This window comes from Blautia sp. OF09-25XD (assembly GCF_003482095.1).
GTDB classification, from domain to species: domain Bacteria; phylum Bacillota; class Clostridia; order Lachnospirales; family Lachnospiraceae; genus Fusicatenibacter; species Fusicatenibacter saccharivorans.
This window is the reverse complement of record NZ_QUMG01000001.1, coordinates 350,338-362,438: the sequence shown is the minus strand read 5'-3', so window position 1 is coordinate 362,438 and position 12,101 is coordinate 350,338. Positions and strand designations below refer to the sequence as shown.

The following is a 12,101-nucleotide window of genomic DNA, read 5'->3' as shown; positions in this document are numbered from 1 at the left end:
TTTTGCTGCTTTTCTGTCCCGTGTCAATGTTTGACACGGATTTTTCAGCCCGTTTTCCATTCCATAAGGAAACTCCGGTTCCGCAGAGCAGCAGGCAAGCCAAAATCATACAAATTCTGGCTCTTACTTTTGCTTTAAGACGCTTCCTTTTCCGCATTCGCGACCTCTTTCTGGGCAACCGTAACGGCGTGTATAACCAATCTGTAAGGACTGGAGCCATCACCTACGCAGGTGGATAAAGTAAAAACTTTCTCCTTTCCGGTCGGGGCAATATTACAGTCATATTCCGCATTCTGTACGGTTTCTGCAATCCATTGTTTCCATTCCTCGCTGTCACCTTTATATCCCAGTGTAAAAACATCACTGTCATACCGGGTGCTGTATACGCTGTATATCGCACAGGTATAAGTAGTTTCCGGTGTATAAACATATACATAAGGATAAGTGTTCCGGAAGTCCTTATCATGGTACTTTTTCAGGCTTCCAAACATTTTCCCGGATGCCATGTTATGCCCATATAAAATAATGTGGCTTTCTTCGAAATCTGTTCCGGCAGTTGCAAAAATGGAACCAAGAATATTGCTTTCTCCTGTTACGGTATGGTTCAGGTAATAACTGTTGTCCTCTCCTAAAGCAACCGGATAATCAATGGGTGTTCCGGGAACTGTGATCCATGCCAAAATCTCAGGATTGATCTGCTGTAAATTCTGAAAATCAACTATTCTTTCCATATTCGGATCTGTTTCCTCTTCCGGCTCATCTGTAGTTGATTCTGTGTTTTCTTCATCTGTTGTATCCGGATTTTGGATATAGCCACTGATAAGGTTCTGCTGTTCCCGGTCGGTTTGTGCTTCCTGCAAAATCCGTGGAAGATAAGACGCACCCAGCAGACATAAAATTGCCAGCAGGACACACCCAGCAGCTTTTCGCATTTTCACGCCTCCCTGTTCTTTAATGAAATACCCGTGTCAAACATTGACACGGGTATAAATCCGGTTTTGCTGGTTACTTTAACGGAATGATGTTCTTAACAGAAGTATCATGCGTTGTAGTTCCCCAGTCATCTTTCTGGTTTTCAAATGTGATGGATGTACCGGTTGGTTTCGCCTTTAAATTTGCATGTACGGAGAAAATTTTATCCGGAGCAACGCCCTTCGCCGGTTCCTGTAATTTTGAAATCTTTACATTCTCTGTTCCGGTAACGTTCACCAGATGATACCGCAGCACATCCTGTTCTGTTACTGTGTAGTCCTCTCCTACCGGGATTTTGTTCCAGGTGACAGAAAGTTCTACATATCCCTGTCCATCGGTATGTGAATTTACGTAATTTTCCGTGAACTCTACATAATTCTGGAAGGTACGGTCTTTCCCATTAATATCTTTTCCTTTTACGGTGAAGATAAAGGTTGGGTTTCCATGCGCCCAGGTAATATCGCTTGCTTTAATTTTCTTTACTATGGTAAGGTCTGCATAGCGCATATCCTTCATGGTGATGGTCTGCGTATCTGCTTTGCTTTCCAGCGTAAAGGTAATTGGATCAGCAAGTTTATAATAATCCGGGGCCTGATCCTCACGTAAAGTATACTGACCCGGTTTCAGTTTTTCGATCCGGTGCGGTGTGCTTCCGGATGTCCAGCTTTCTACCAGACGGCCATTGCTATCCAGAAGAGAAAGTTTCGCTCCGGAAATATTCTCTCCGGTACCGGAATCTACTTTTGCAAGATCCAGTTTTGTATAATCATTTTCTACCGTGATTGTCAGGTTTGACTGCCCATTGACTTTTCCGTCGGATACTGTGAAATCTTTCACTGCATTATCCAGTACGTATCCATCTTTGGTTGCCGTTTCCTGGTAATGCCAGGTTCCATCCTTCACACCATCAATCGTGATCCGTCCATTGCTATCTGTTTTCTGCGTTTTATCATAGCTCTTGTCATCATTCCAGATATGGAACGTAACACCTTCCATGACTGTGCCATCGTTTTTGCTTACTTTCTGCAGAACGATCGCATTTTTCTGGTTCTGTACGGCTACATTGACGCTGGTATGGCTATTATCCAGGGTAACTGCATGTTCTGTAGTATCCAGGACATATCCATCCGGAGCTGTTTTTTCTTTGACAATGTACTGACCAAGTTCCAGTTGTTTGCTGGCTGCCGATCCATTGCCATCTGTAGTTACGGTATCAACTACCGTATTGGCAGCAACCAGGGTTGTGCCTCCGGCTGTCTTAATATCCTTTGCAGCTTTGATTTCAAATACCGCACCGGAAAGTTTTTTTATTATTCTCACCGGTTTTTGTGATTGTGATCTGACCGGTTTTTCTGGCATTTGTCGCATCCAGTGTTAAAGTAACAACACCTTCTTTTTCTGCTGTAAACTCATGTTCCCAGGTTCCGGTATATCCTGTCGGATTTTTGGTTTCTACTACTTTGAATTTTCCACCTTCTGAATCTTCTGCATGGAGATTTAATGCTCGATAAGCTTTATACTCATCTTTCCATTCGGCCTTGGTATACGTTACCCACTGGCCGCCTTGCATCTTGTAAACAGTGAATTCTGCGCCTTTTAGGGCTTCTCCTGTTGTTTCATCTGCCTTTTTGATGACAAGGTCAACATTTTTGGTCTGATGCATAACCATTTCTGATGTATAACCAAACTCAGAAGTATTCCATACGTGCCAATCTGTTGCCTCGGTCCGGCTTGATCCTTTCCATCCATTAAATATGGCATCCCCACCAGTAAATGTAAAGTCTTTTGGATATGATTGCACTGTGGTAAGTCCCTTACCTGGACCGTCCACATTTTGTATGGTTCCTCCATTATAAAAGACCATAGTCTGAGAATCGCCTTCATATGTGTAAGTAACCCATCCTTCCGGGTTATCCGGTGAAGTACCATCATCTGCATTTGAACCCTTTTTTGCTGACCAGATTGCATCCGTTCTTGCATCATAGATTAGACGATCATCAGCTTCCTTCGTGACATAAATGCCATCGACTTTTCCATCAATATAAAATCCCTGGGAATAGTCCAGATCAGATAAAGTGAAATGTCCCTTAACCTTAAGTGGATTTCCATTTTCATCGTAATATGAAAATCTTACCTTAATCCATTTCAAGCCTTTAATATCAATGACAGGAGTTGCACCGCCTTTTGTATTGTCTACAGAAACAACAACATTGTCTACATCTTCATATCCCGGATACCCGCTGATATTAGTATTCTGCCAGTCCAAAAACCAGATCCGCATGGTAACAGGTAAACCATTAGCATTGCCTACATTGGTATACTCTGCATACATCTTTCCTTTTAATCTTTCATACGGAATAAAAGAACGGGTATTTCCATTATCACCTATATCTGATAATGGCCACCATTTCGAACACACCTGTGCATATTTTTCACCATTAACGCAAAACTGATTATCCCATTTCGTACCATCTGTACTACCGAATGAAACCTTTGTGTTTGCTCCAATGACTGGCGTAAAATTGTAGGTTCCGTCAATCGTGCTGTTTGTATCTACCTTTTTTCCAATGCCAGAATCAACCACAGATGGTAACCCATCCATGCCTGCGCTGACAGCAAAAACATTTTCCGGGAAAGAAATTCCAGTTACCATCAAGGCTGCCATAAGCAGCCCTGACAGTGCCTTTTTCCATCGTTTCACAGTTTTTTCCTCCTCTCTTTCTTCTCTTTACGGGACAGTTTCACGGTTCCAAGAGCCGCTACCGCCGCAATTCCAAGAGGAACAAAAACGTATGGATCTGCAAGACCGGTTTTTGGTGCCGTAGTCTGCGAAATGGCAGGGGACGGTTCGTTTTTGCCCGGTTCTTCAGCACCCTGTACACGGAAAATCCAGTTTACCATGCTTTCCCGTTTTGCATATGCATTTTTCAGTTCTGCCGGTAACTGCAGCGTAAACTGTACCCGCGAATTTTTCCCTGTTTCCAGTGTTCCAAGACTGATTTCCTGATTCAGGGATGCAGCCTGCAAATCACCGTTATACAGGGTTTTTCCGTTTTGCGTGATCGTCAATTTAAACTGTTTTAAAAGGTCAAGTTCTTCATCCGTTAAATTTCCAGGCGTTTCCGTATGGAAGAAAAATTCGGCACTGGTTGCTGTCGTATTGGAAAGCTGAAAACTATCACTGATCGTATCGCCAGGCATTGCCGTCTGTAAATTTCTAAAGAAATCTTCCGGCGCAGCCACCAGCTTTCTGGCAGCCCCTTCATAAGTGACGGACATAGCGGTATACTGTTTTGTCACTTCTGTGATGCTGTTATCCGTCTCATGTACGCACTGTTCAATTTCCGTATCGCCCCATGGGGATTCCGAATTAAAATCCGGTGTAAAGTTTGCTGCCTGCACCGCTTCTGCGGTCACAGTAAGTCCAAGAACCCTGTCCTGTGCTTTTGATGTCCACGCTGCAGGAATCGTTACGTTCTGGAAAAAGTCTGCGGATTCTCCGTTTTTCAACGGCTGCGTATAGTAATAATACTCACCCTGTTTTACCCATTCATCGGAAATTCCATCCAGTTCTTCATCACTCAGAACATACTCCGCAGGCGTTTCCTTATCCTGATCCACCGAAGGTGTTTCTGTAGGTTCAGGCGTTATTTCCGGTTTTTCTGGCTCTTCCGGTGCTGGTGTTACTTCCGTTTCGGCATTTTCTGTCGTTTCCTGTGCTGTCTCTTCTGTTGCTTCCGGCGTTTCATTCGGGTCTGCATCCGTTTTGGAATCTTCCTCTGGCTTTTCCGTGTCAACGTTTGACACGGAATCCGATGCCTCTCCGGAATAAGTGGTTTTCACCCGGATGTAGCAGGTTTCCGCATAATTCGTGATACGAGGAATCTTTGAAATGCTCTGGGATGGAAGCACAATTCCATCTGCAGGTCCTGCGTAAACTTTTTCCGTATCACCATCTTTTTCGTATTCCTGGATTCCAATGTTTACATCACCGGTACTGATGTGGTTTGTAACGGTAACGCTGTCCTGATAGTAAGCATATGATCCACTGATGGTACTTACTGCCGTGACCAGAATTCCGGCTGCTATTGCAATTTTCCTTTTCATTACTGGCCACCTCCTCCAAACCGTTTCCATGCGTCCTGATAAGAAGTGTATTCCTTCTGACCATCTGTTGTCTGAACGGATTCCTCGTAAACTGTTACTTCCAGGTTATCCTGCTCATATTCATCTGCAACAGTAACCCCCGTAAACAGATAAGTTGTTGTTCCTCCAACCGGAACAGCTTTTTTGTAATAGTAATAGCCATCATTTCCCTTAAACCAGTTTGTGGTATCAAGTCCCGTGAACTCTTTTACAGGTTCACTGCATGTAATATATGCCCGGACATAGCAAGGTACATCTCCTGTATTTTTTGCCCTGACTTTTTTTACTACTGATCCGCTGGATGGAACCGGTGTCGGTGTCGGAAAATCCTCATCCGGAATAATGGTGTTATTTCCAGTCCTGATAATGTTTACTACTTCATCATGGTCCGTCTGGTAAGCAGAAGATCCCGATATTGCGGTGGCTGCTGCAAGAAAACCGCAGCAGCACATTCCGGCAATTGACAGCATTCGTTTTTTCTTTTTTTTCATGCTGTTTTCCCTTCTTTTTCAGAACAGTCCGGATGGCTTTCCGGACTGTTCTGAAAAGTATTCTTATGATAAAGTGTTGTTTCCATCCTGTTCCGGCTCAACCTGAACATCATCTGGGGTATTTGTTTTGTTTTCATCCGATGCTGCATTTCCGTTTCCATCAACGGTTGTAACCCCATTATTTCCGCTTTCGTCAGACTGCGGAGTCGTGATCTGTCCTGCCTGGCCCTGGTTCTGCAGTTCATATTTTTTCCATGCGGAAGCTGCTTTCTGTGGAATCGTGGTTCCTTCTCCGGTGTTGAGTTCCTGGATTGCATAGTAATGTACCGGCACATTCAGATCTTTTCCATCCAGCTGTCCCTCTACAATATTGGCAGCTGTCAGGCTTGTAAAGATCGGATCTGTTGTTTTTCCCGGTGCAAGTATTTCGTTATAGCTGTAGGTGTAAACCATATTATCTCCTACACGCTTGTTGTACATCAGAGTCCATTTCTTAGAAACATTGTTCATGGAGAACAGCTCTGTATCTTTTGCAACGCCTCCATTCAAACGGTTACCTGCAGCATTAACAGTAATCACCTTTGCAATCGGGATAGAAACATCCAGATATACATAAGCATCATTTTTTCCAACATTTTCGATCTGCGGGTCTTTTTTGATTACCTGGGTCGGAACGATATTGTTGGTTTTTCCATCATTATCCGGTGTGTAGTTCGGCTCATGGCCAACGATGTCTACTTTACCTACAGAAAATTTGTTGGTTACAGAATCATGATCTGTCAGATATGCCATGGATGATCCAACGGCCAGTGCGCCGCATAGTGCTGCTGCTGTAAAAAATGCTGCTACTTTTTTCTTTGTCATAATCGTAATTCTCCTTTTTTTCTTTTTGTTTTTTTTACCTGTTCCCGTTCCTTTGGTTCAGGTCTTTTCTCCGGAAAATAGAAAACCAGAAGCATAAACAGCGCCAGAAAACCTACGGTTAAAAACATGTGGTTTTTAGCCCACATGAATCCGTAGCCCAAATATGGAATGCAGAACAGATATGTTCCGCGAATGTTTTCTGCCGGAATGGTTCCGGAATCCGGATCTGTGTTTGCATCCCCTTTTGTCTGGTATCCCTCTTCTGTTTTTGACAAAATCCGGTGAGTCACCAGATCCCCGTGCCTCTCAAACGTAGCAATATTTCCTGGACGTACATCCCTCTTCGATGAATCCACAACTGCCACTGATCCTGTGGGAATCACAGGTTCCATAGAACCTGACAGAATCACATAACCCCTTAAATCACGGCACTGATAACAGGTAATACCAAGCACCATACAAACCAGAATCCATAGGAATGCGTGTATTACTTTTGTTTTCATTTTTCCTCTCTCTCCTTTTTTACTTTTTGTTGCCACTTTTTCCGTGCAACGGCGTCACCCCCTAAAAATGGGCATAAAAAATACACCAGCCCATGAAAACCATGTTCTGATGCATGAAAGCCCATTTTTCTTTTTTCCGTGTCAATCATTGACACGAGCAATTGAAAGATTTTTTTGTCCTACCTGCTGTCCCTTCTGTTTTCCTTCTTTTGCAAGTATAACATAGCATACCTTTCTGTGACGTGCAATATGACATTTTTTTGAAAAACATGACATTTTCTCAAAAAACATGACATTTTTTCAAAAGATATGACATTTTTTCAAAAAAGATGACATTTTTATAACTGCCTTTTTTCTAAAAAAGGGATGCACAAAGTTCTGCGCATCCCCCGTACTGCTTGACTTTTTTCGTCCGGCAGCTTATAATCAAATCAGAAGCAATCAAGGATATACCAGTGTCGGTGGTTGCCTTTCTGAAATAATCTAAATTATTACAAAGAGCAACAAGAGACATAGGCTATCCCCTATCACGTTCTGATCTGATTAGATTCAGTATAGCATATCATCGACTATTTTACTACCTCTTCGACATACAAATCCCCTCTCGCAATTCGTCTACGAGAGGGGATTCTTTTTTATCGGATAAAGTAGTTTGTAATCTGATAATAATCGTTTTCTGTCATGCCGAGTACATCACTCATACCATCGTCCATATGTTCCCAGGTTGTTGCATAATCATAATCTTGATCTGAGAAGGAAAATACAGCTGAGAAATTCACAATCTTTCTTCCGTTATACTCCTGCGGTTGTCCATACATTACAGCGATTGCTCCATATGCATTATAATCATCCATCTGGTTTGCTTTATGGCCTGGAGAGGACATCCAAAGGTTGAAGATCTGGCGGGCAAGATCATCGGAATCTGTATATGACAGACCACCGCCGCAGCCGTTCTGTCTGCCACCATGCAGGGCCAGATTATCAGAAGTTCCGTATCCTGGCTGTGTGATTGATCTCATGATATGGTATCCGGCAGCGGCAACGCTTCTCGGATAACAATGCTTATCATCCCAGATCATGGCTGCGTGTCCTTCTTTGACACGTTCTTCATTTACCAGATCGAAAATCTTTCTGGAAACTTCCTGATCGTAAACGGTCATTCCAAGAGCCTCTTCGTTGGTGTATGGGATATTAATTTTTACTTCTACGTATCTTCCAACAACACCTCCGTTTGGCTTAGATCCCATTGCATCAGCTGAGATAATAACTTTTCGCATACCATTTTTTTTATGAACCGTTACAAGTCCATTTTCATCTACACTTGCTACTTCCGGATCATCCGAAGTCCATTTTACCGCTTTGTTGGTTGCATTTTCCGGATATACGGTTGCGGCCAGCTGCAGTGTCTGTCCAACTTCAGTTAATTCCAGATTACTGTTCGGTGTAATTGTTACGCTTGTTGCATAAACGGTTTCTGCTGGTGTCTCTGTTGGCTTCGGTGTCTCTGTTGGCTTCGGTGTCTCTGTCGGCTTCGGTGTCTCTGTCGGCTTCGGTGTCTCTGTCGGCTTTGGCGTTTCCGTTGGCTTTGGCGTTTCCGTTGGCTTTGGCGTTTCCGTTGGCTTTGGTGTCTCTGTTGGTTTCGCTTCCGGTTTTGTTGTAAGCGCACCGTCTTTTCCGTAGTAATTTCCGTTTACCGTCTGATCCGTTACCATCTTACAGTCTGATCGGAAATAATATGTCTTTCCGGAAATTTTCATCTGCATATCCTTGCAGGCTCCGCCCCAGCTCCGGATATAGTATTTTGCTCCGTTTTCTTCTTTCCAGCATCCGGAAAGCATAACTCCGTTTCCGTCCACAAAATACAGGTTATCTTTGTATGTAAAGCTTGTGTTCACTGCCATGGTGCTGTCTGCCTGGAACCAGTACCATTTTCCTCCGGTTTTCAGCCACTCATTCTGATAGGCTGCACCGTTATCATGCAGGTAATATTTTTTTCCGTTCCAGGTCTGCCAGCAGTTTTTATAAGCTCCGCCCCAGCTGCAGAAGAAATAGGTTTTTCCCCCGTCCGTGAAAGATTCATTTGCTTTCATGGTTCCGTCTGCGTTCAGATAGTAACGGTTATTGTCCCAGGTCTGCCAGCCCGTTGCAATTTTTCCATCTTTTGCCAGTTTCCACTGTCCATCCATCACGATCCACTGCATGTTGGTTACATTAGCATTACCATCAAAAGTGTAGGAGCGTCCGTTGATTTTGGCAGATCTGTTCTTATATGCGCCGCCCCAGCTGCACAGATAGCGGATTTTCCCTGTATCATCCAGTCTCCACTCATTGGAGCGCATACTTCCATCACTATTCATGTAGTATTTATTTCCATCCCAGGTCTGCCAGCCCGTTGCAATTTTTCCGTCTTTCACCAGATACCATTTTCCACCTTTTACAACCCACTGGGAACCCTGTACCTTACTGTCTGCACCGAATGTATAACTTCTGCCGTTGATTCTTGCCTTGCAGTTCAGGTAAGCTCCACCCCAGCTGCGGAAGTAGTAAACCGATCCATCCGTATCAATCATCCACTCATTTGCTTTCATGGTTCCGTCTGCATTCAGATAATATTTTTTTCCGTCCCAGGTCTGCCAGCCGGTCTGTTTTACACCGTCTTTATAAAAATACCAGGTTCCGGACTCCTGCGTCCATCCGGTTTTTCCAGCTGCCTGTACTGTCTGGGCAGAAACTGTTGGGAACATATTTGTTGTGGCCGGTGTACCTACTGCCAGGCTCAGGCCAAGAAGTACCATTGCGATTCTTTTTCTCATACTTTTTCCTCCGTCCGTGTCAAACATTGACACCGATTTTTCTGTTTGAATTCCATGTCAACGTTTGACACGGGATTCCTTGTTTTGTTATTTCACTTTTTACTCCGGAATTTCTTCCAGAAGTTCCCCGGTATAATCTTCCCGTTTTCCAAGTTTTACGGCATCGTCCAGTTCGGACTGTTCCATGCATACACTTCCGATCGGGTGGATTCCTGGATCACAAAGAACCAGATACAGATTTCCCTGGTAATCTTCCGCTACATCACCATCCTGCCGGTAGCCAATAAACTCATGCTCAATCGGTATTTCTTCCGGATGCTCCAGATAGAATGGATCAAGCTCTCCCCAGTCCAGTGTGGAAAAATTGAAATTCGGAAAACGTTCTGCTATTACTTTTTCTGCATTTTTTCGAAGCTCTTTCATGTCCATATGGTTTCTCCCCTTTTTTATTTCTTTGGATCATATTATCATATTACCTTTCCAATTCCGTAATTACAAGAGTCTTTTGCTATTTTTCATATTGCATTTTTATTACATTCTAATCACCCCTCTGTTTTATTTGCTTGTTGTTATTGTAATATGGCTTCCGCTGCTGAATGCGGCTTCCATAGATGCCTTTAATGCGTTCAGGATTTCATCTGCACTTTTTTGTTCCCCCGTAGAAGCCCGTATTGGCCGTTTCCTGCGATTTTTCTGCATCGTACCGTAAAATGATCGTAAGTCCTGTTCCAGCCGTTGCAGCGTCCGAAAACGAGCTTGAAAGGGTTGTCTTGGATGTACAGGAAACGGTAAGTGTTCCACTCAGGAACTTACAGCCGGAAAACAGGTTCCCGCTATCCGTACAGGAAGATGGGATTTCACCGGTTATGGATTCCAGTGCGGTACATCCGAAAAAACTGCTGTTCATTTTCTGTGCAGACGATGGGATATGTACTTCTTTCAGGTTGACGCAGCCATTGCAGATATTCGAAAGTTCTTTCGCACTGTCCGGAATCTGGACAGATGCCAGAGCCATACAGCCGTAATACATGGAATCCATGTTCTCCAGCTGCATACAGGCTGTTGTATCGGCTCCCTCGATCAGTGCCGTATCACCGTAAAATGCTTTTTTTGCCTGTTTTATATTTCCTGGAAGTTCCATGGCCTTTTCCAGTGCGATACACCCTTCTGCGCAGGATGTAATATCTTCCAGCCGGACCGCACCAGACATATCCGGCATACTGGTCATCGCCGTAGCATTCTTGAATGTTTCCACCATGCTTCTCACTGTATCCGGGATGCGGCACAATGTTTCCAGGTATTCGTCATTTCCTGTAAACCAGTAGTCCATGCTTTCCACTTCTGCCTCCGGATCAATCCAGGTCAGCCGTTGAACAGAATATTTCTTCCATGGCGCAGAATCTGATTTGAAATTCCGGACGCTTCCTTTTCCGGATATTTCTAGATCCCCGTTGGAATACAGGATAGCCTCCACATCATCTGGATTTTCTCTGCCGATTTTATACCTAACACTTTCATCACGGTCAATAAGCACTGTTATCTCTGCCTTGATATCCGGATATGCCTTGGAGGAAACCTCTACGGTAACACTGTGGCCATGTGCCGGCACTTTAGCCGGTGACACGCTGTATGTATCTGCATCCAGAAGCTGTTTCTTTTTCCCGGATATTCCGTATACGCGGAAATTTTTTTCTGAAATCCTACTTCCGGCAGCATAGCTTTTCTCTGCAGCTTCCACCTTGATCGTTTCCGGTTTTTCCGGTGCAGCTTCTTTTCGAAATTTTGGCAGTACCAAAAATACGACTCCAACAAGAATCAGCAAAATAACAGCAATCAACGCTATGATCCACAAGCTGCTTTTCTTTTTCTGCCTTTTTTCGCTGGCTGTTTTTTTGATACGGCCATTTTTACTCTTTTTTCTTTTCCGTATTGTGCAGGCACTTCAGGATATAACAGATGTGATCTTTATCCAGCTTCAGGAACATGCTTTTTACAATCGGAACAGGACGTTCCTTTCCTCCAATCCGAATTGTTCCTGCATCCGGCGGCAGCATTAGGGTTTCTACAATCAGATCGATCAGTTCATCCACTTCCTGCTTGTTATAGATCGGCGGGTAGTTCTCGTAATCAATATTTTTCCGAATCAGTTCCCGGTAGGCAGATATCCGATCCATCATATCCATCCCATCTCTTTTTGTTCCCCGCTTTATATTATGATGTTAGGGTCAAAACCATAAATAACTTTGTCCTCTATTTCTATAGCACCTTGAAAAATTCATATTTTGTAGTATAATACCGGATTTCTTCGGATA

At 43.6% G+C, this 12,101-nt stretch carries 11 protein-coding genes; all 11 read right to left on the bottom strand.

The window, feature by feature from the left end; translation table 11 throughout:
- Window positions 1–134 precede the first annotated feature (134 nt).
- Window positions 135–932 (bottom strand): class B sortase, encoded by a 798-nt coding sequence (gene srtB, locus DXA93_RS01725; protein WP_117805203.1) that lies wholly within the window; start codon window positions 930–932, stop codon window positions 135–137.
- A 73-nt stretch (window positions 933–1,005) separates the two neighbouring features.
- Window positions 1,006–2,292 (bottom strand): MSCRAMM family protein, encoded by a 1,287-nt coding sequence (locus DXA93_RS01720; RefSeq protein ID WP_119207646.1) that lies wholly within the window; start codon window positions 2,290–2,292, stop codon window positions 1,006–1,008.
- Window positions 2,255–3,673 carry an MSCRAMM family protein gene (locus DXA93_RS01715; RefSeq protein ID WP_119207645.1) on the bottom strand — a complete coding sequence of 473 codons (1,419 nt, stop codon included), beginning with the start codon at window positions 3,671–3,673 and terminating at the stop codon, window positions 2,255–2,257. Before DXA93_RS01715 ends, DXA93_RS01720 begins: the two co-directional genes overlap by 38 nt.
- Window positions 3,670–5,079 (bottom strand): hypothetical protein, encoded by a 1,410-nt coding sequence (locus DXA93_RS01710; protein ID WP_119207644.1) that lies wholly within the window; start codon window positions 5,077–5,079, stop codon window positions 3,670–3,672. The genes DXA93_RS01715 and DXA93_RS01710 overlap by 4 nt, the downstream gene beginning before the upstream one ends.
- Window positions 5,079–5,609, bottom strand: a complete 531-nt coding sequence (locus tag DXA93_RS01705) for a hypothetical protein (protein ID WP_119207643.1) — start codon at window positions 5,607–5,609, stop codon at window positions 5,079–5,081. Before DXA93_RS01705 ends, DXA93_RS01710 begins: the two co-directional genes overlap by 1 nt.
- Window positions 5,610–5,672: 63 nt before the next feature.
- A complete protein-coding gene (locus DXA93_RS01700; RefSeq protein ID WP_022461031.1) occupies window positions 5,673–6,473 on the bottom strand; it encodes a TasA family protein in 801 nt (266 codons plus the stop codon).
- The gene (locus DXA93_RS01695; protein WP_117812927.1) at window positions 6,470–6,976 is read right to left on the bottom strand and encodes a signal peptidase I; all 507 of its coding nucleotides are present in this window, start codon (window positions 6,974–6,976) and stop codon (window positions 6,470–6,472) included. The genes DXA93_RS01700 and DXA93_RS01695 overlap by 4 nt, the downstream gene beginning before the upstream one ends.
- A gap of 635 nt (window positions 6,977–7,611) precedes the next feature.
- Window positions 7,612–9,789, bottom strand: coding sequence for an Ig-like domain-containing protein (locus DXA93_RS01690; protein WP_158583250.1), 2,178 nt, complete (start codon window positions 9,787–9,789; stop codon window positions 7,612–7,614).
- Between the two features lie 99 nt (window positions 9,790–9,888).
- Window positions 9,889–10,218, bottom strand: coding sequence for a hypothetical protein (locus tag DXA93_RS01685; protein WP_117812925.1), 330 nt, complete (start codon window positions 10,216–10,218; stop codon window positions 9,889–9,891).
- A gap of 205 nt (window positions 10,219–10,423) precedes the next feature.
- Entirely contained in the window at window positions 10,424–11,584 is a 1,161-nt protein-coding gene (locus tag DXA93_RS01680; protein ID WP_119207641.1) for a leucine-rich repeat protein, read from the bottom strand.
- Between the two features lie 112 nt (window positions 11,585–11,696).
- Window positions 11,697–11,999, bottom strand: coding sequence for a DUF6017 domain-containing protein (locus DXA93_RS01675; protein WP_305764419.1), 303 nt, complete (start codon window positions 11,997–11,999; stop codon window positions 11,697–11,699).
- Window positions 12,000–12,101: the final 102 nt, after the last annotated feature.

Bases quoted from the DNA above. Each gene is read 5' to 3' on its own strand.
- srtB (WP_117805203.1), bottom strand. From the start codon at position 932: ATGCGAAAAGCTGCTGGGTGTGTCCTGCTGGCAATTTTATGTCTGCTG.
- DXA93_RS01710 (WP_119207644.1), bottom strand. From the start codon at position 5,079: ATGAAAAGGAAAATTGCAATAGCAGCCGGAATTCTGGTCACGGCAGTA.
- DXA93_RS01705 (WP_119207643.1), bottom strand. From the start codon at position 5,609: ATGAAAAAAAAGAAAAAACGAATGCTGTCAATTGCCGGAATGTGCTGC.
- DXA93_RS01700 (WP_022461031.1), bottom strand. From the start codon at position 6,473: ATGACAAAGAAAAAAGTAGCAGCATTTTTTACAGCAGCAGCACTATGC.
- DXA93_RS01695 (WP_117812927.1), bottom strand. From the start codon at position 6,976: ATGAAAACAAAAGTAATACACGCATTCCTATGGATTCTGGTTTGTATG.
- DXA93_RS01690 (WP_158583250.1), bottom strand. From the start codon at position 9,789: ATGAGAAAAAGAATCGCAATGGTACTTCTTGGCCTGAGCCTGGCAGTA.
- DXA93_RS01685 (WP_117812925.1), bottom strand. From the start codon at position 10,218: ATGGACATGAAAGAGCTTCGAAAAAATGCAGAAAAAGTAATAGCAGAA.